This is a genomic window from Pseudoalteromonas citrea (assembly GCF_000238375.3).
GTDB lineage: Bacteria > Pseudomonadota > Gammaproteobacteria > Enterobacterales > Alteromonadaceae > Pseudoalteromonas > Pseudoalteromonas citrea.
This window is the reverse complement of the sequence record NZ_AHBZ03000027.1, coordinates 935,253-956,127: the sequence shown is the minus strand read 5'-3', so window position 1 is coordinate 956,127 and position 20,875 is coordinate 935,253. Positions and strand designations below refer to the sequence as shown.

Annotated in this window: 10 protein-coding genes and 1 CRISPR repeat array; of the genes, 3 read left to right on the top strand and 7 right to left on the bottom strand. The window is 42.6% G+C overall.

Features of this window, described 5'->3' with window-relative positions; translation table 11 throughout:
- Window positions 1–117: 117 nt before the first annotated feature.
- From PCIT_RS22080 to PCIT_RS22070, 3 genes are read right to left on the bottom strand one after another with little or no spacing between them, the layout of a single operon-like run.
- Complete coding sequence (locus tag PCIT_RS22080) at window positions 118–630, bottom strand: GNAT family N-acetyltransferase (RefSeq protein ID WP_010367501.1); 513 nt, start codon at window positions 628–630, stop codon at window positions 118–120.
- Window positions 631–663: 33 nt separating this feature from the next.
- Entirely contained in the window at window positions 664–1,146 is a 483-nt protein-coding gene (locus PCIT_RS22075; protein WP_010367500.1) for a DUF3293 domain-containing protein, read from the bottom strand.
- A 21-nt stretch (window positions 1,147–1,167) separates the two neighbouring features.
- Window positions 1,168–1,812, bottom strand: a complete 645-nt coding sequence (locus tag PCIT_RS22070) for a LysE family translocator (protein ID WP_010367499.1) — start codon at window positions 1,810–1,812, stop codon at window positions 1,168–1,170.
- A gap of 297 nt (window positions 1,813–2,109) precedes the next feature.
- On the opposite strand from PCIT_RS22070, the gene PCIT_RS22065 reads away from it, so the two are divergent.
- From PCIT_RS22065 to PCIT_RS22055, 3 genes are all read left to right on the top strand, one after another.
- Window positions 2,110–2,502, top strand: a complete 393-nt coding sequence (locus PCIT_RS22065) for a hypothetical protein (protein ID WP_010367498.1) — start codon at window positions 2,110–2,112, stop codon at window positions 2,500–2,502.
- A 464-nt stretch (window positions 2,503–2,966) separates the two neighbouring features.
- Entirely contained in the window at window positions 2,967–3,776 is an 810-nt protein-coding gene (locus tag PCIT_RS22060; RefSeq protein ID WP_010367497.1) for an SDR family NAD(P)-dependent oxidoreductase, read from the top strand.
- 369 nt (window positions 3,777–4,145) lie between these two features.
- On the top strand, window positions 4,146–4,592 hold the full coding sequence (locus PCIT_RS22055) for a GNAT family N-acetyltransferase (RefSeq protein ID WP_010367496.1): 447 nt from the start codon (window positions 4,146–4,148) through the stop codon (window positions 4,590–4,592).
- Window positions 4,593–4,650: 58 nt separating this feature from the next.
- Here the strand turns inward: PCIT_RS22055 and PCIT_RS22050 are convergent, their stop codons facing one another.
- From PCIT_RS22050 to PCIT_RS22035, 4 genes are all read right to left on the bottom strand, one after another.
- A complete protein-coding gene (locus PCIT_RS22050) occupies window positions 4,651–5,385 on the bottom strand; it encodes a DNA alkylation repair protein (protein WP_010367495.1) in 735 nt (244 codons plus the stop codon).
- A gap of 1,417 nt (window positions 5,386–6,802) precedes the next feature.
- Entirely contained in the window at window positions 6,803–7,951 is a 1,149-nt protein-coding gene (locus PCIT_RS22045; RefSeq protein WP_238348048.1) for an acetyltransferase domain-containing protein, read from the bottom strand.
- A gap of 59 nt (window positions 7,952–8,010) precedes the next feature.
- Window positions 8,011–10,107, bottom strand: a complete 2,097-nt coding sequence (locus PCIT_RS22040; RefSeq protein WP_010367491.1) for a TonB-dependent siderophore receptor — start codon at window positions 10,105–10,107, stop codon at window positions 8,011–8,013.
- Window positions 10,108–11,052: 945 nt separating this feature from the next.
- Window positions 11,053–11,862: a CRISPR direct-repeat array (repeat unit 28 nt; unit sequence TTTCTAAGCTGCCTGTGCGGCAGTGAAC).
- A gap of 658 nt (window positions 11,863–12,520) precedes the next feature.
- Entirely contained in the window at window positions 12,521–20,551 is an 8,031-nt protein-coding gene (locus PCIT_RS22035; RefSeq protein WP_010367489.1) for an ExeM/NucH family extracellular endonuclease, read from the bottom strand.
- Between the last annotated feature and the right edge of the window lie 324 nt (window positions 20,552–20,875).

The window sequence follows — 20,875 nt, the reverse complement described above, 5'->3', positions numbered from 1 at the left end:
TAGTTTAGACGAGCTTATGGCATAGCACTAATGCAAAATTTCTTGAGTTTATTCAAGCGTTATTAACCTATAAATACACTGTTAATCCACTTTAAATTAGGTAGGCAACGGCATCTTTCATGTCGTCTGTACACCTGTTACCCTCGGTGGCAACAACTGTTTATGCATAATGTAACTATCGATATACCCTAACGTTCCATGACGATATGCCTGTGGAATGGTGCCTATGATTTTATACCCCAATTTTCCCCATAGCTTAATCGCCACCTCATTTGACGACACCACACTGTTATACTGCATCGCAGCAAAACCCAGTTCAATGGCAATGTGTTGTGAATGCTCACATAGAGCACTGGCAATGCCTTTGCCCCTGGCAAGTTCACTGACCATATAGCCACAATTACTAATATGACTGCTTGGACCCATGCCATTGGCTTTTAAATAATATGAGCCCAGTATCTTATTATTTTCTTCATATACATAGCTGACTAATGCACTCTCACACCACACACTATAAGCCTGTTCACAGGTCATATCGGGGTCAAATGCATAAGTTTCTTGAGCTAAAATAACCGCTTCAAATGTGGGCCAGAAGGCGATGAAATCGGCTTTAGTCATTGTTCTTATCATTAATTACTTCCTTAACACGTGTACCTTTAACATTTATGATTTAGCGATGGCTAAATTGCCCGCAGTAAGAGCATTACGCCACTTATGTAAACCTGACACTTTTAAAACACGTCGATGTAACCCCCCTACAACTGTTCGCTGTTGCCTATTGTGACTATTGATAAGTATCAATATGCCATTATCAACATAATAATAGGCCAATTGCTTAAATTGCTGAGCAAGCTGACAGGCACGTGTACTATCTACACGAACAAACACACTTAACTCTCTATAAGTCATGTCTTTTGAGCCACCCCATAACAAAAAATAAGGTATCGCTTTACTATTTAAGTATGTAAGCACCTTACGTGAAAACAGCGCATTTTGTTGGAGAGTAAGCGTTTGCCCAAATGGATTCCAAACAGAGATAATCGCACCTTTTACCCCATCAGTTAAACCTAATATATTTGTGTTTACACTATGTGAGGAAAAATATACGTCACAATAAAGCTGCCACAACTTTGCGTCTATCTGCACGCTGTAAAGCCCCTTTCCAGTTTATGCACCTTGCTCACTACTAAAGGCCAAGCGGCCCGCTAATGTAATGAAAAGCAATCCTAGTATGCCGTCAACATATCGGCCGATTTTAAACTTATTAGCCAGCTTCTTCCCCGCGAGGCTAAACATTTGGCTTAACGCCAAGTTAGTCAGCAGTGCGATCAAACTCAATATACACCCTAACGTTAAAATCTGTAGAAATATATCGGTCCCATTGTGTGTGAATTGTGGCAAAAATAACGCGAAGAAAAGCAGTGCCTTTGGGTTTAAAATGTTATTCAGCATACCTATGAAGAAAAGTTGTACATCGCTTTTATTTATTGATTGTAAAGAGGGTGCACTTGCCACCTCATGTACATACCACTGCTTTATTAATTTGAGCCCTAACCACAAAAAGTACAGCGCCCCCATTAATTTAAGAGCAACAGACAACATAGGTATTATCGTAAGCAACTTCGCTAAGCCAAAAGCGACTAACAACGTTTGTAGTATGCCAGCCACAAAAATACCCAATGTAATCGCGGCGCCACTTTTAACGCCTTGTTTTGATGAATAACTACCAATCAGCAACAGATCAGGCCCGGGTGAAATCACCAAGATAAAACAAGCAGCTAAAAACATAGGTAATACTGAATAATCAATCATTTTCACGTTCCTTATTGGGTTAATATCAGCCAATTTTGACTTTAAAAAAAGCGACGGAATCTACAGGTGAAAGTAAAATAATACAATAGAAACTATATAAATAAGCCATATTAAATTGCACACAAAAATTTACAGCTGCACTACATTAATTACAAAAAAGATAAATTAGAGCTTTAACTTTAAATACTGATTTAAAAAAACTTTCATAGTTTGGTCGTCTAATGGCTAGCGCCAGCAATTAACATTATTTCAATGTTACCTGGCCTTCACGCAATATAATTTAGAAGGATATTTTTTGTGAAAAATTTAGTAACTGCAACGTTTGCAACTGTCGCTTGTTTCGTTAGTTTGTCGTCTGCGGCAAGCAATGTAGATTTAGCGTCAGGGTATTACACAACCGCCGAAGTATTAGAGTATGGTCGGCAAGTACAAGCCGTGCAACAACAGCTCGCCAATGCGGGCTATGTATTACAAAATTGCTCAGAAAATCAAGTCAATTATTTTACCCAACCGAGTGAACCTCACTATTTTCACAGTGAAACACACTGCATGTATTCAATCCCAAGAGATACTGGAGGAATGTCATTGCAAACCGACTATGCCAAACTCTCTATGCAAGTGCACTACCACCAGCTCAATGCTTTGTACCACGAAGGTGAAGTGAATGTGGGTTACTTTACCGTCTATTAATCGAACTGTTCGATGATCACACAGTAGTGCTAAGCTAGCTGGCACTACTGTGTTTTGTGGCATTTCAGTTAAGCTAACCCACAGCTTGAATATCCATCACCAATTGTGCTGATTATTCATGTGATTTTGCGCTCCATTATCATCTGCATATTGAAAACACACCTACGCAGGGGTTTTACTTACTGCTTGATACAACTGATAAGCTTTTTCTCACAACGCGTTCTTTATCAGTCAATCTATAATCGCAATAAGTGGATAGGATAGGTTAAACCAAATTCAAATTATCAAAAAAACCTATAAAGTGTTTCACTTAAATATACGATTATCATTTGTTTACTCTCCAATTATGCTATCAATATACCTAGCAACTGTACTGTGTAAAACGCACAGAAATACCGACAATGATTGAGTCGAAAAACAACCCCATTGCTTTTCAAACAAGTACTAAATTAGGAATAAGCGTTATGAAAAAGAAAATACTCATTACCGGTGCTACTGACGGGATAGGGCTTGCAACAGCCAAGCAACTTGCCAGTCAAGGACATCATTTACTGATCCATGGTCGAAACTCAGAAAAACTGGCGACCGTAAAACAACAATTATTGTCAGAACCAAATGTAGGTGAAGTCGAGTGCTACACTGCTGATCTTTCAAAATTTAATGACATTACAAAGCTTATTCAAGCCGTCACGCAACAACACAGTACGTTAGATGTGCTCATTAATAATGGGGGTGTCTTTAAAATAGCGCAACGGCAAACAGATTCAGGGCTCGATGTGCGCTTTATGGTCAATACCATCGCGCCGTATTTATTAATGAAAGGACTTACTCCCTTATTTTGTAATACAAGTCGTGTTGTTAACTTGTCATCAGCGGCGCAAGCGCCTGTAGAGGTGGCAGCTATGCAAGGTAAAATGCAGCTCGATGATATGAGCGCTTATGCGCAAAGTAAATTAGCACTGACATGTTGGTCACATTTTATTGGTGTAGAGTGTGCAACCACGGGGCCTATGGTTGTGGCTGTAAACCCGGGATCCATGCTCAATAGCAAAATGGTCAATGAAGGCTTTGGAGTACAAGGTAATGATATTGAAATTGGTGCAAATATTCTTGTTGAAGCTTCGCTCACTGACCGGTTCAATAATGCAGCTGGGCATTATTTTGACAATGACAGTCAACAGTTTTCAGCACCACACTCTGACGCTATCAATCCACAAAAAGCCGCGACTATTCTGCAATTTTTAACGAAAGTAACCGATGCACACCGAGTGTAGAGCTCACACTTTGATGTGACTAAATGAAGAGCCATTTACCTGAGAAAATAACCTGCTGGATTTTCACGGTAACGATATTGAAGTAAATAATAACTTTAGTGAGATCTCAAGCAGCTCTATAAAGCTAGCTATGACAGAAGCTAAACCATATTACCGCTTCCCTTCTTGGCGTGTTACTGCGTAAAACATCACTGGCTATCGCCCCATTATTTTAAAATTATGGTACATGTATCGTTGTACATGTGCCACGTGTTAAGGTAATGTAAACTTTCATTGAGGCACGACTCAATCCTATTTTTAGTGTTTCAAAACACATAAAAACAATAACTAACGCTATTTTTAGTGAAATTTGATGAAAGGAATTACCCCATGAAATTCAGCGAAGTTTCTGGTTATGACGTACCTATATCACTTTTATTAGAAGCCGACCCATGTGAAAAAAGCATTCTAAAATATCGGGATGATTCTTGGTGCTTTGTTTATAAAGAAAACAATCAAATTGTGGCTGCGTGTATTGCTAAGCTAATAGCTGACAACACGGCTCAAGTACACAATATATCGGTCGAACCAGATTATCAAAAACGCGGTATTGGCTCAGAGCTACTTACTTTTGCCATGCAACAAATGCGCACGAAACATGTTACGCGTATTGAACTTGGTACAGGGAGTTTTGGCTATCAACTAAGCTATTACCAACAACTCGGTTTTCGGGTCGACAGCGTGATTAAAGATCATTTTATTACCCATTACGATGAAGCTATTTTTGAAAATGGCATTCAACACAAAGATATGCTCAAACTCTACCTAGATTTATAAGCTCACTAACGCCTTTGAGCACATTGGCAATGGTTATGTGTCTGTGTGCTCATATGTATTACAACGTCAGTAAGCGCTTGCGCACAGGAGGTGTCATTTTTTCAATCGCATATCGCAGTGTGCCGCGTTGTAACTGCTCAATGTTGCGCTCTATGTACTCTACAACCGCATCATGATGATGTACTGCGGTGACTTTTAATAGCCACCCAAGGCTTTTTTGCACAAACTCATCAGGGTCTTCAAGCAACACATCACAGTTGTAAAACACGAGGCTTTTATCTAGCTGATACACCTTTTTTGCGATTGGCCTATATATAAACTTAACCCACACCACATTACTCGCGCGGCGACACCAACTCACCTTAGAATGACGCCAATGCTGCGTTTTTTCGATTAAATGTGGCCGAGACAGCAAAAACAAATAAATAGTTTTAATGCATAAGTCGTCAACCGTGGACCAATTGGTTGTGTAATGTTCTAACCAATATTCAAATCGCGTTAATAGGCTATCGTCATAATGCCGTTTCACATACTTATTGAGCAAACCAAACGCCGTGAGTATCTCCTCATTGTAATGTGCTTGTGCGAGCAAAACCTCAGTAATGGCCAATACCTCATTCGCGCAAAGTCCTTTATGTGTATTATGAAACTCACTCACGACTTTTTTAATATCTGCAGCATTTACACCCATACAACACACTTCATGGGTAAAAAACCGTTGACTGGCTTGCGCCTTTTCAGTGGTAGCATGCTGTAATAAAGCTTTTTTTAACGCTACTACATAACATTGCATTTATGCACTCCTACAAGCTTATGACGCATCATAGTATGCCTGCTCTTTGATCAGTTTGTTATTTTTACTTGCCTGATATTTCGAAGTCTAAAGCTCGTCAATCAAAAAAGGGCCCGTAAAACAATGGATTCTGACCTTCGTCAGAAAGACGGAGTATAAGGCGAGTATTACGTTTCGTCTTAGCTGTTGGCAGGGCTTTATGCCGCGCATATTAAGGCTAGACGTTTTAAGTAAATTAAACCCATTTCGTCTCCCTGAACTTGATTCAGGGTCCACATAACAATTCAAATACGTGTCATTTAATCCATCTGCTTTCTAAAAAACAATGGATTCTGACCTTCGTCAGAAAGACGGAGTTTGAGGCGAGTATTGCGTTTCGTCTTAGCTGTTGGCGGGGCTTTATGCCGCGTATATAAAGGCTAAAAGTAACTAAGAAAATTCAACCCTTCGTCTCCCTGAACTGGTTTCAGGGTCCACAAAAAAAAAATCAAATACGTGTCATTTAATCCATCTACTTTCTAAAAAATAATGGACTCTGACCTTCGTCAGAAAGACGGAGTATGAGGCGAGTATTGCGTTTCGTCTTAGCTGTTGGCGGGGCTTTATGCCGCGCATATTAAGGCTAGACATTGTTAAATAAATTAAACCCATTTCGTCTCCCTGATCTGGTTTCAGGGTCCATGTCAATTCAGCTACACACCATTTAGCCCCATGACCTATCTTATTTCTAAACACAATGGATTCTGACCTTCGTCAGAAAGACGGAGTATGAGGCGAGTATTGCGAGTAATCTTACCCGTTGGTGGGGCTTTATGCCGCGTATACAAAAGCCAAAAGTTACTAAGAAAATTCAACCCTCCGTCTACTTGAACTGGTTTCAGGGTCAACAAAAACAAATCAAATACATGTCATTTATCCCATCTACTTTCTAAAAAATAATGGATTCTGACCTTCGTCAGAAAGACGGAGTATGAGGCGAGTATTGCGTTTCGTCTTAGCTGTTGGCGGGGCTTTATGCCGCGCATATTAAGGCTAGACGTTGTTAAGTAAATTAAACCCATTTCGTCTCCCTGAACTTGATTCAGGGTCCATGTCAATTCAGCTACACCCATTTAGCCCCATGACCTATTTTATTTCTAAACACAATCGATTCTGACCTTCGTCAGAAAGACGGAGTATGAGGCGAGCATATCGTTTCATCTAAGCCCATTGGCAGGACTGTACGCCGCGCATATAAAGGCTAAAAGTTGGCAAGTAAATTCTACCAACTTCGTCTCTCTGAACTTGTTTCAGGGTCAATATGTAGATTAAAAAAGGCCCAGCTCTAAACATAAAAAAACCCCTATTAGTCAATCCTAATAAGGGTTTTGCTTTATGAACTTATACTTCAATTAACGCCGTACACGGATTATATATTTTACAGGTACTTAACCCACCACGTATTACTGCTATGCTTAAAATCAGAAAACATTTTACAAAGCTTATAAAGCAGCCCTGTCAGCACTGCTGCTGTGAGCCATATCCACGCAAGGTGAGAAAACCCTAGTTCAAACCCGGCAACGCCAGCAAGACCCGGGGTTGGGCCAAAGAGGTGTAGCAAGACAAAGTACGTCACGAGCAATACATATAAGTGCACAATATAAAAAAACAATGGCACAGAACCAAATGTACGCAATACATTACTGACTTTACTTTGTGCATTTTCAAAATACGCTAACATCAGCGCTCCGATACCCAGCGTAAACAATAAAAAGGGTAATGATGGCGGGTACTTGGTGTAATTCAAAAATGACATAATAGACAGTACTAAAGTGTTTTGTACTGCAAAGTCGAGAGACTCCCCATACAAATTAAGAGACCTTAAAATACACAGTGTCACTAAGCACGCAATGCCGCCAACTACTAAGGCTTTTTGCCTTACGGCAGCCGCTACTGATTGAGTAAATAATGGGCCACAGACATACCCCAAAGTAATAACCCCAATCCAAGGAAGTACGGGGTAAGAGGCTTTAACTTTAACCAGCCCATCACTAATAAGGTAGCCCCTATCATGTAATATGGCCCAAAGCGTATATCCTGTTTCATTAGCTAAAAACGTTACCGGCGACAACGCATTATGCCCAAATACAATAGCCAGTCCCAACCCAAGTAACCACAGTCTCGGTAAATAGCTCAAAGCAGCTAACGCGATCATACTCACACCAATCGCCCACATTACTTGCAAATATAGCGTGTTATATGCGGCAAACCATGAAAAATTAACCAAGGTTATTTCTAGCAACACTAAAAATGCACCGCGCTTCAGCAAAAAGCTTTGCACATTACGTGCAGGCTTATTGATTGGATTTTGATATAAAAATGCAGACAGGCCTGTCAAAAAAACAAAAATAGGCGCACAAAAGTGTGCGAGTAACCGCGTAAAAAACAGCGCAGGATCAGTTGTGTCAATATCCATTGGATCTGCTACTTGGTGGTGCAAGAAAAACCGCTCTCGCGTGTGATCAATTAACATGATCACTATTACTAAGCCGCGCAGAATATCGATAGATACTAATCGCTTATTCAAGGTGTTATTCGTCATAAAATAATGGGCGTAGCCTGAGTACGCCCACTCCTTATTATCGATTAAAAGTGGTATTTTAAACTGGCTCTAAATTGAGCTGGTTGCCCTGGCATAGTCCACAAATGTGAGTATGAATTGGTGTAGTGCTTTTTATTCAACGCATTATCAATATTAAACTGCAACATAAAAGCATCAGAAAGCGAAATATTGGCAAATAAATGCGTTAGCGTATACGCTGGTAATTCATAATCTGGGTTGATTGTTTCACCCAATCGCGTGCCGACATATTGTAAGTTCACACCAAAATCAACGCTATACCCCATAACTTGCGTGTAATGGCGCAGTACCATATTCAAACTGTGCTCTGGCACATTGATCAATTGGCTATTGGCAGGAATTGCGACGCCCCAGTCGGTATTAACCATGTCATTGACGGTATGCGCATCAACATAAGTGTAGCTGCTGCTCAAGTTAGTCTGCTCAGTGAGCTCCCATGAAAAGTCAACCTCAACACCTGTACTTTGGGCTTCACCTAATGCCGCACTAAAACCAGAGTTAACCGGATCGGCCGTAAGAATATTCGATTTTGTCGAGCGAAAAAGAGCCATTGTTAACGCAACATTTTCACTATCTTGTAGCCATTTTACGCCGGTCTCGAATGACTTACTGTTTTCAGGTTCAAAGGTATTTCCTGAATGATCAGCCCCTGAATTTGGCCTAAATCCAGCTGAATAACTGGCATACCAATCAACGCCATTATCAAAGGTATAAACAGCGCCCACTCGCGGGCTAAACTCTGATTCTGTGTGTTCAGCATCTGCACCAGTAAGCTTATTTTCTATTGTTTGTTCGAAACGATCGAATCGAGCACCAACCAGCACCTGCAAGTTTTTATTCAGCTTAACCTGATCCTGAAAGTACATACCCCATGCTTTTTGCTTCTCAACATTATCAGCTGTCGGTGCTAGCTCAGGTGCAGTTTGACCATACACAGGGTTAAATACATTTACGCTATACGTTGTGTCACCCGCGCCCCAAGCAACTCGATAACGCTGTTGATGCGTCTCTAGTTTATAGTCATAGATATCTGCGCCAAACATCACATTGTGCGTCAATCCCATTGCTGCAAATGTTCCACTGAGCTCAGCCCTTGCTGATAAATCTGTGGCATCATAATCTCTGTAGCGGCGTTGACGGCTAACGGTTTCACCATCAACATAAAGTAACTGACGGCCCGGAGACAGTTCAGTATCCGATGAATACCCTTCTAATGATGACTCCCGAATACCCACACCACCACTGATAGACCAGTCATCATTTAACTGATGTGACAATTCTAATTGATGACCCATTGCATCGACATTCATGGCACCATCATTGGGCTCACCTAAAAATCGGCTTTCTGGTAAGTCTAAACCGGGTAAAACAGGCACCCCGCGATCAAAAGGTATGGCTTGATTTGCATACTCTAGCTCGTAGGTAAGCTGCGTTGCATCACTGAGGTTGATTAATATTGACGGGGTGAATGCAACCTTCTCAGTTTCAATGGTATCACGGTAACTCTGCGACTTTTCTACAGCACCATTTACCCTAAATGCCGCAGTACTATTAATAGAATTAGTATAATCACCTTCCACCCGCTTGTAGTCATATTCACCGAGTGAAAGCTGCACGTAACCACTTTGCTCAAACTGTGGCTTTTTGGTGATCACATTGATGGTGCCGCCAGGCTCACTGCGACCATACAATGCAGAACCTGGTCCTTTTAACACCTCTACCGCTTGAATATTAGACACATCACGCAAGCCGCTGTAGCCTCGACCGGCACTAAAGCCATTGAACAGATAGGCCGAAGGTAAGTTTTCATCGCCTGCAAAGCCCCGTATCGCAAAGCTTTCCCACAAGCCGCCAAAATTGTTTTGCGTAGAAATCGCACTAACTTGATTTAGGGCATGTTGAAAGTTATTTACACCAAGACCATCTAATTGCTCAGCGGTCACCACTGAAACTGACTGAGGTAAGTCAGCAATCGCGACATTGCCGCGATAAGCTTGTTTATGGCTAAGTACTTCGATTGATTCAATCTCTTGCGCAGTGTTAGCAAAAGCGGCACCAGAACAGAGTAAGCTAGATATTAATGCAGGTAATTGTTTTTTCATAGTTGAGAGTTTTAATATGTTATATTATTGCATTTATTGTAATTGTTATAGTATAACAATACAATCTTTTTGTTTTGGTTACCTTTACCCGAAGTAGGTAATTTGGCTGATATAGTCTTTTAAACCAGCGTGTTATGACTTCACGACTAAAGCTTTACTCCCCATAGTAAACATACCTATCTCACCGCTTTCACTTGTTTCAGGGTCTATATGTCATTCAAATACAAGTTATTTAGCTCTGTAGTCTTACTAATAATAATGGATTCTGACCTACGTCAGAAAGACGGAGTATGAGGGGAGCATGCCGTTTCACCTAAGCCCGTTGGCGGGGCTTTACGCCGCGCACATAAAGGCTAAAAGCTGCTAAGAAAATTCAACCAACTTTGTCTCCCTGAACTAGTTTCAGGGTCCACATGTCAATTCAGCTACACACCATTTAGCCCCATGACCTATCCTAGCTCAAAACACTATGGATTCTGACCTTCGTCAGAAAGACGGAGTATGAGGCGAGCATGCCATTTCACCTTGCCCGTTGGCGGGGCTTTATGCCGCGCATATGGAAAATTCACACCTTCGTCTCCCTGAACTTGATTCAGGGTCCACGAAACAGCCACTACAGTGCGAGCAATCCATCCTTGGAGCTTGGTTACATCGGTCATTGCCTGCATGGATGCAGGTACTTAGGTTTTGTCTGGAACAAAAAACCTGCCATGACCTCACATCGAAGTGCTGCGAAACTTCGTTTCGGTCACTCATCACCTAAGATTCGTTGGCGGGGCTTTATGCCGCGCATATGGAAAATTTCACACCTTCGTCTCCCTGAACTTGATTCAGGGTCCATAAAACAGCCTCTAAAGTGTAAGTAATCCGTCCTTGGAGCGGGGTTACATCGGTCATCCATGACCTCACTTCTTCGCGCTGCGAAACTTCGTTTCGGTCACTCATCACCTAAGCTGCCTGTGCGGCAGTGAACAAAATGGGACTAGAGTCCACTATTAAAGTATGTTTTCTAAGCTGCCTGTGCGGCAGTGAACACCACAAGCGCCCCGCTACTTTGTATTATAGCTTTCTAAGCTGCCTGTGCGGCAGTGAACTGACCCAGAAAAGCTTTAGCGACAGCATGAAATTTCTAAGCTGCCTGTGCGGCAGTGAACGAGTAAGATGTAGCAGAGTCAGACGTGACATTTTTCTAAGCTGCCTGTGCGGCAGTGAACAACAATGGGAAAATGGCCAAACATCTCCTCGATTTCTAAGCTGCCTGTGCGGCAGTGAACTGGGGCCAACTGTGCAGAAAAGTGCGTAAGTATTTCTAAGCTGCCTGTGCGGCAGTGAACAAAATGGTACGATAATTGGTTTTTTAAAGGCTCTTTCTAAGCTGCCTGTGCGGCAGTGAACAAATTCGCAACAGCGGGTTGTTGGTTCTAGATTTTCTAAGCTGCCTGTGCGGCAGTGAACGGGTTTAAGTATGCTTGAGTATAAATGTCTGTTTTCTAAGCTGCCTGTGCGGCAGTGAACTCTAGCGAGGTATGTTTGGGTTGCCAAAATTTTTTCTAAGCTGCCTGTGCGGCAGTGAACTCTATTAGCTGTGCTTGCTCGTTGGTCATAGCTTTCTAAGCTGCCTGTGCGGCAGTGAACTGTTTGTTAGATTATTTACAAAATACCCGCTATTTCTAAGCTGCCTGTGCGGCAGTGAACTTGATATTGATTCCCCCGGGGGAGAGGCGGCGTTTCTAAGCTGCCTGTGCGGCAGTGAACAATAACCAATTTATCTTAAGTCAATTAAAATCAGAAGCTTAACCCCAATATACCTATTTTTACCTTATAAAAACCAAGGAAACATAGGTTATTGTATTTAAATGATTTTTTAAAGAACTAAAAATAAAAGGGTATTTTTACATCTGTTCGTACAAATAATGACATGAAAACTGAAACTGCACCATCAATGATTTCATCGCATAGTTAACGACACACTCAATACTAAAATGGATTCTGACCTGCGTCAGAAAGACGGAGTATGAGGGGAGCATGTCGTTTCACCTTGCCCGTTGGCGGGGCTTTATACCTCATATATAAAGGCTAAAAGTTGCTAAGAAAATTCAACCCTTCGTCTCCCTGAACTGGTTTCAGGGTCCATGTCAATTCAGCTACACACCATTTAGCCCCATGACTTATCTTATTTCTAAACACTATGGATTCTGACCTTCGTCAGAAAGACGGAGTATAAGGGGAGCATGCCATTTCACCTTGCCCGTTGGCGGGGCTTTATGCCGCGCATATGGAAAATTTCACACCTTCGTCTCCCTGGACTTGTTTCAGGGTCCATGTATCAATAAAAAAGCACGACATTCTAAACATAAAAAACCCTTATTAGTTGATCCTAATAAGGGTTTTTATTTAATAACTTATGTTTTGGTTAGCGTCGTGCTCGACGTATCAATGCAGGTACTAACAAATATATAAGCACTGGCATACTACCGCCGCTAGACGATTGTGTTGCATTATTCGGCTCTACTGCCGCTCTGGCTTTAACCGTCACTTCAACATTACCCGTACTTTGCATACCATGTTCGTCAGCCACAATGTAACTAATCGTCACTTGGCCTTCACTGCCTGCAACCGGTTGATACACTAATTGCTTAGCCTCGATAGACACCTCTCCTGAACTGGCAGTGGCACTTAACAAAGACAATGCGTCATTATTGGGATCTGTGTCGTTTTGTAACACATCAATCACACTGCTTTCATCATTAAACACGGTCGCGCTATCATTATGTGCAATTGGCGCGTGATTTTCTTCATTTCCCGTGGCAGATATGGTTACTGTGACATACGCGTTGGCAGTCTCACCTTTACCATCACTGATGGTATACGCAATCAGGTCACTACCAACAAAGTCTGCGGCACTGTCATACAACAACGTCGAGTCACTGTTTATGTGTACGCTCCCGAGTTCTGCGTGCGCACTAATAACGTACAGGGCATCATTATCAGCGTCTGTGTCGTTATTTAGCACCGATACGACCGCTTGCGTATTTTGTGACATAGCCAGCGTATCATCTACCGCGACAGGTGCCTGATTATCGCTTACCGCAACGCTCACACCACCGGGGTCGACAATTTTGCCATTTTTTACACCGTCTGCATCATATTGACCGCCATCGACTAGGGTCAAACGTACACACCAAGCCCCTTCGATTAAACCAGATTGCCAGCTCGTATCATCTATGGCAGGGCAATGACCTTGTTGCCCCATAGCAGAGTGTAATTCATTACCATTTTCTTCAACGAAGGTGATCCATCCTTGCTCTGGCAAAAATTTACGATACTGTGCATTGGCTGGGGTTGCAGCCTGTTGAGGTAACACAACCTTAACGCTCGACATCCCACTGGCAGTAGTCACGACGAAATCGAAAATCCCGCCTTGATTTTTCATGCCAGTGTCTAAGCTTAAATGCGCTGAGTTTGCGATCTGCTCTTCATTCAGTCGCGCCGTTGCAGCCCCTAAACTGGCACTACCTAACGACATACATACACCGGCTTCAACTTCAATTAATCCAGTGCGCCACTCATTTTTTTGAGTTGGTAAAACGTTACACTGGCTATCAATTGGATCTAAGTAATTAGCAATGCCGTCACCGTCATCATCAGCCAACCCTTCCAATGCATCATTGAGTAAATCGCCATCGGTGTCTTTCGCTTCATCAAGGCTGGGCGTAACTGCAACTAATTTAAAGTACACGCTTTGCGTATCTTGTAACCCTTCACTGTCGGTGACGGTAACATCAAATTGATACATACCCGGTACGAGTGTTTGCGGATCAATACTCAACTCGTTCGACTGTGGTGCACTATTAACTACCCCATCTGGTAATTGCCAATTTATGGTATATGAATCATCAGGGTTTTGATCAGTTACTGCGGCGTGTATCAGAATATTGCCATCTAGCTGCGACATAGTGGTACGCAGCTGATCCGCTTGCGTCGCACTTAGCGTCACAACCGGAGCAAGATTTAATTCAGATATCACAATTTCATGGTTCGTTTGATTACTTAAGTTTTGCTCATCACTTTGCAAAGTCACCACAATTGATTCACCGCTGTCGGCTAACGTATCACTCAACACCTCAATTTCAATCAGTCCGTGCGTCCCTTGTGTGATAACCAATTCACCACTTAGTGAACCAAAGTCATCAGTACTTGCCGTGCCACTGATTGAGTATCCAAGTGCTACTGGGTACTCAAAATGCGCACCACTTAATATCACAGGGACCACTGCTTTGGTGCCTTCAAGTACCACTTGGCTTGGCGATGAAAAACCAATCAAAGGTTTAACGTTTACTTGCTGGGCGACTTTATCACACACCTCGTTACTACATGCTTGCCAGTAAATTCTATTAAGACCTGAAGGTAAGTGTTCACTTCCTTCACGCGTAACAGCAATAGCATCACCAGCTGCGTTTATTGCAGTTGCAACACCTAAATCTACTTGGGTGAATTGCCCAGTTGCGTTAACCGTTATTGGGTTTGGTACTGTGATCGTCGGTGCTGAATCTTGCTGCTGCTTGATCTCCAATAATCCTTCGTCACGCCCACCGAATCCATCTGTAATGGCGTAACGCACCTGTGCGCTGCCTTGGAATGAATCAGTCATGGTAAAGTGAATGGTATTGTCAACAATCACCGCAGAACCCGCATCTGTACTTACCGCGATTACGGTTAATACATCACTGTCAGCATCAAGGTCGTTCTCTAAAACGTTAATAAGTACAGAATCTTCATTGCTATCAAGCTCAAAGATATCGTCATGCGCCACTGGTGATACATTCGCTGTATGAATGTTGACATGCACTGTGGCAGCGCCAGTCACCGTGCCATCACTTACGGTATAGTTAAGTGCTGCACTACCAGTGTTAAGTTGAGGCGCTTGATAAATCAGCGTGTTATTGCTGATGCTAACTATCCCAACATCAGCCGACGCAGAAACAATACTTAATGTGTCATTATCAATATCAGAATCATTGCTGAGTACATCGATTGTCGTTGCATTGCGCGCAGAGGCAAGTGCTGTGTCGTTATTTAACAGCGGTGCATCATTCACCGGCAATATGGTGATCGTTGCAATGGCACTCGACGTGGCTCCTTGAGAGTCTTCAATGGTGTAACTTAGCGTCGCAATTCCGTTGAAGTGAGCGCTCGGCGTGTAAGTCAAGGTCGAAGCATTATGCGAAACCACGCCCTTCCCAGACAAAACAGTCGCCGCATTAATTTTCAATAAAGCGGTGTTTTCATCGAGGTCATTGTCAATAACAGACACTGTGACGGCATTATCTTCATTGGTAGTCGCGGCATCATCTTTTGCTACTGGCGCTTGATTCTTTGCGGTAACAGTCACTGTTAATGTAGCAGTCGCAATGCCATTCGCACCATCGTTGATCGCATAGTTTATCGAGGCGTCCCCGACAAAGTCTGCATTAGGCGTAAATAAGATATTTGCCCCAGACCAACTCACTGTTCCCACCTCATTTGAGAGCGTTGCAGCGGTAATAAAAAACGCATTACCTTCTGGGTCTTGGTCATTGGCTAGTACATTAATACTAACCGACTCACCTTGCACCGTTTCAGCGGTATCATCATTCGCAATCGGCGCTTGGTTTACCGGTAATACTACAGCCGCTAAATCAAAGTCTGCAATCACAGGGTCATGATCAGATGAACGATACGGTGTTTCACCAAACCACTTGGCTTGTTGAGCCTCAGTTTTATCCTCAGTATTGTAATCAAGCGCTGCCGCTTCATCAGCGTTAATGTGCCAGTGCATTGCTTGCGCAACACTATTCACAGACGTATTTGCCGTTAATAAGTGGTCTAAACTACCTGCCACCCCTGAGTAATAATATGAATAATTTTCGCCCGTGCCTTTGGCTACATTTATATTAGTAAACCCTGCGTTATAAAACTCCAACATCGGTTCTTCATAGGCGTAGGCATTAAAGTCTCCTAAAATGGCAAATATTGGTTCATCATTACTATATACCTCAGTGCTCATTGCACTGCGAGCTTTCAAGTCTGGCGCATTCAACTTTGCCGTTTTCCCTAGGCTTTTAAGTAATGTTTTTGATGCCAATACACGCTGACCATTACATGCGCCTTGCACATCATCATCCATATCTGCGCCACAAGACCCCCCTTTCGAGCGGAAGTGGTTCACAATCACTTTTATTTCTTTACCACCATGGATTGGTTTAAAGCTTTGCATCATAGGCGGGCGATGTGCTTTGGTTTGTTCATCAAATGGGGCGTCAGTTATCACCTGTGGTACGCCAACCGGCTGTACTCTATTACTACGATAAATAATCCCAACGGTAACCGCATCAGAACCGACTTTGTCTAATTTAGGATTAACAAATTGCCACGTATGTTGCTGGTCGCGCTCGTTTAACCCATCAATCAAGTTTTGAATCGCACTGCTGGGACCAAACCCACTATTTTCTATTTCCATTAAGCCCACAACATCCGCATCCATGGCTGTAATAGCCCGAACAATTTTGCTGCGTTGACGCTTAAATTCTTTTTCGTTGCTGGCACCTCTTCCTTTAAAGTCAAGGAAGTAGTTCAAAACATTAAAGCTTGCTACACGAATATGTGGTGATGATTTTCGGGCAAAAGGTTTACTGCGCCGCGCATTCACATTATCAAATTTAGGCACATTGGTTGGCAGTAACTTGTACTTACCGAACCCGTAATGGATCACACCACTAAAGCCTGAAACCTGCGCCCCTGAACGAAGCGGTTTGTCTGCACTAAATTGCGGGTAGTAACTAATGCTTTCTGGATTGCGTTGTGTAGAATCGTCGTCAACCAATAGTACATTTCGAGCGTTCAAATCTGCGAGTGCTTGACGCTTTGGGTCGTCCTTAGGGTATTTATTGGTCGGTTGCACACGCATACCGTTAGATAATAATATCTCCCCATACTTTGTAAAGTTATGACTCAAAGTGACATGCAACTTTTGAGGAAGCGTTACCCACATCCCTTCTAAAGACTCTTGCATGAAGTTTTCCGCAAACGGTAAATTAACCGGCGTTGGCGTTACCATTGTCAATACATTGGTGGCACATGTTGTAATATTTGCCACATCATTGAGTTGAGTTAAACCGTATTTTTCAGCCACTTTCGCTGTAAAACGAACCTGCTGACCAGCCGTAACCGAAGTTGTCGTTTGCGCCACAAAGATGCCTTCAGAGGTGGCTTTATTACCATCTTTTTGTGTGTCTTCTTCTTGTACAAAAAAGCCACCATGCTGGCCTGAACCTTGATAGCTTGCCACCACAACACCTTCTACCACGACACTTTTATCAACCAGAGGGCTTGTACTCTCAGCACCTTGAATGGCACTGATCAAGGTCGCGCTATCGCCACATTTTCCCAGCTCAATCGGTGATGTGCCGCTAGAACCACATGCTCCAGTGCCACTACATCCCAAGCCATCAGCAAGATTTTTAGCAAAGCCTTGCCATTGTGCGCTTGGGTTAAATACGTCAGTGCCATTTATATCACCGGCTGTAATACCCGCTTTGCGTCGCAGCGTTTTATCTTTTGTTGATGTATCGCCTGAGCCCCAGCTACTGCCTGGATCTGTCCCTAATTGGCCAAACACATCGGTTACTTTCTCATCGACCATGAGCACCAAGGTATCGTCACCATTAAAATAAGTCACTGTACTGGTGCTATTTTGACGAGCCTTTATCTCCTCATTGGCACCACTATTAGCAATCACATAGCTTGCTTTATCGGCTAATACCCCTGATAAAATTTGCGAGCGTAGCCCTGCGGTTGCAAGTGGTTTACCATTGTCGGCAAGCACTATTTTAACGCGACTTAAATCTAGGCTCTCCCCCGTGAAGTTAGTGATCTCAATGGCTTTGTTATTGCTGCTGCCTTCAATATATTCGGTAAAAATGACATTATTTACCGGCGTATCATTACTGACTAAAATTGAAAAAGGCGCAAGTTCAACCGCTGCAGTATTGCCATCAGTCACACTGATAACAATCGCGTTATAACTCCCTTTGTCCGAATTCGTTGGTGTGCCTGACAGCTCACCCGTACTGGTATTAAATGCAGCCCAGCTTGGTTTATTAACAATGCTAAAGGTTAAACTATCGTTGTCACTGTCATGGGCTGTAGGTACAAAACGGTATGTCTGATTGATTAACACGCCCGTACTCGGTACGCCTGACAGTGTGGGGGGATGCTTAATGGTTTTTGGGTCAACCACGTCAATATTAAACGCTGTCAAACTCGTACTGAATACACCATCGCTCACGGAGATTTGAATATCTCGATATGTCGCAATATGAGCCATTTCAGGCGTCCCAGTCAGTGAGCCCGTGACGCTGCTAAACTCAGCCCAATTTGGTTTGTTTTTTATCGAAAATGTTAACTTATCACGATTCACATCGCTTGCTGATGGCACAAAGCTATAGGCACTGCCAGCACCGATGCTAAGTACCGCAGAGCCGCCAATAACTGGCGCTGTCGGGCCAATTTTTGGGCAGGTTTTTCCAAACAATAATTCAGCAAACTCGCCATTATCGACAAACGGATTACGGTTGCCCTGCTGTTCTACTATGCGTTGATGGCGATCACGCTCTAGGGTATCAATAGGATCCTGACGATGCCACTGCATTAAATTACACAATACACCTAACGTTGGTGACTTACTGCTACTTACCGTGTTAACCAATTCTAAATCAGGCATGTTGCCGTCAGTACCATCGTAGCGTACGGCCATGTAAAACATCATACGTGCTGCATCACCTTTGACTGCATCACGTGGCTCAAACGAGTCATCGTCAGTAAAGTTACCAGGAGCACCACTTACCGGAGCCCCCCCCTCATCATAATCTTTATTACTGCGCGCAGAGTTTACTTTTACATTAGTAGGGCGCAAATGATGTATATCAGTGTAACCGTATTGATTCTGTTCAGGAAAACCATGAGATTTTGGCCAGCTGTGTTCTCGGTTCCACTGTGTTGTTCCGCCACCATTGGTATTTTTGGCTTGGCTGCGACCAGAGTAAAACAAAATCACATTCTCTGAGTTTTGCGGATCTTCATCTGAGTACTTAAGTGCATCCCACACTTGCGAATAGGTCATTTGCTGCTGACCTTTACGTGAGATCAAGGCTAACGCCTGTTCAAGTTCCGTATCAGTTTTGCCAATTACAGAGGCATAGTACTGGCTGTAATCATAGTTACTGCCTGGCTTATCTGTCACCGTAATAGAAAACGACGGTAGGCTTTGCGCAGTATTATACTCATCAGAAACAGAGATGGTGACATCAGCATACACCCCAACCTGTACTTCATTTGGCGCACCACTTAATTGACCTGTTTGTGTATCAAACACTGCCCAACTGGGCTTATTATTAATTGTAAAAGTCAGAGTATCATTTTCAATATCCGTCGCTTTTGGAACAAAGCTGTATGACCGAGTTGCTTGAATCGATAATGAAGGGGTACCTGTTATTTTTGGTACATCGTTCGTGCCAGCGGGCCTCACTAATATAGAAAAAGACGCCAGCGCATCAGAAGCAGTGCCATCATTGACAATTATCACAATACCAGTGTGGCTGCCAATATCAGCTACTTTAATATCTCCTGAAAGCTGACCTGTCTTTGCATCAAATTCAGCCCATGCGGGTTTATTTTCAATAGTAAAAGTAAGGGAATCGTTGTCAAGGTTAGTCACACTTGGCGTAAAATCATAACGGGTGCCGGCATTAACAACCGTTTTTGCCGCTCCACTAATTTTAGAGGGTATATTACCATCCCCACCACATGCCGCGACTCCAGAGCACCCTAATCCATCAAAGGTATCTTTAGCAAAACCAACCCATTCATTAGATGGGGTAAACGCATCATCATAGACCGTATCTCCCACAAGGATGCCAGTTTTACGGCGTAAAGTTCTATCGAGTGTGCTGGTATCACCACTGCCCCAGTTTTTACCCGGATTAGTGCCCACTTGCCCAAAGCTATCAACCACTTTGCCATTAAAAAACAGCGTTAACGCGTCATTACCATTAAAGCTAGTCGCATTACTGGTTGTATTGCTGAATGCTTTTAGCGCGTCGACCGCGCCACCATTGGTCAATACATAACTGCTTCCTGCGGCTAAAGTACCAGAGAGTGCAATAGGCGTAACATCAGCGTGAACTTTACCATTGGTGGTTAATGCAATTGAAGCCTGAGTTAAGTCGACGCTAGATGCGCCAACATTGGTGATTTCCAGTGCTTTGTTACTACCGTTTCCTTCAACATACTCAGTAAAAATAACATTGGCTGTCGCTTGACCCATAACAAGGTTCGCACATACCCCGGCGATCATACTGCGTTTTAAATATCGCAATCGCCTGTAAGCGCGTGTGTAATTAGACATAATATTCCCGTGTGTGTATTTTATCTCTTTGGTTTTAATGAAGTTATTAAAACCGAGATTTATTAGCTTACTTTTTATACAAAAAAGCCCATTCACAAAATGGGCTGGGACTATAATAATCTATTATGAATTTTTTATTAAAATTAAATCAATTACTCAACAATAATTTACAACAAAAAAACTCGATAAAAATTAACAATTAAAAAACCAAGAATAAAAACTTAAGGTACTGATAATATTGAATTTAAAAATAGTTAAAGCATAAGTACCCTTCTATTTTTAATGTAAAAACCAAGATAAAGAGCGTTAAAAAAAACAAAATAA

What these genes read in the sequence shown, in the direction of transcription:
- PCIT_RS22035 (WP_010367489.1), bottom strand. Translation starts at nt 20,551, where the DNA reads ATGTCTAATTACACACGCGCTTACAGGCGATTGCGATATTTAAAACGC.
- PCIT_RS22040 (WP_010367491.1), bottom strand. Translation starts at nt 10,107, where the DNA reads ATGAAAAAACAATTACCTGCATTAATATCTAGCTTACTCTGTTCTGGT.
- PCIT_RS22080 (WP_010367501.1), bottom strand. Translation starts at nt 630, where the DNA reads ATGATAAGAACAATGACTAAAGCCGATTTCATCGCCTTCTGGCCCACA.
- PCIT_RS22055 (WP_010367496.1), top strand. Translation starts at nt 4,146, where the DNA reads ATGAAATTCAGCGAAGTTTCTGGTTATGACGTACCTATATCACTTTTA.
- PCIT_RS22070 (WP_010367499.1), bottom strand. Translation starts at nt 1,812, where the DNA reads ATGATTGATTATTCAGTATTACCTATGTTTTTAGCTGCTTGTTTTATC.
- PCIT_RS22050 (WP_010367495.1), bottom strand. Translation starts at nt 5,385, where the DNA reads ATGCAATGTTATGTAGTAGCGTTAAAAAAAGCTTTATTACAGCATGCT.
- PCIT_RS22060 (WP_010367497.1), top strand. Translation starts at nt 2,967, where the DNA reads ATGAAAAAGAAAATACTCATTACCGGTGCTACTGACGGGATAGGGCTT.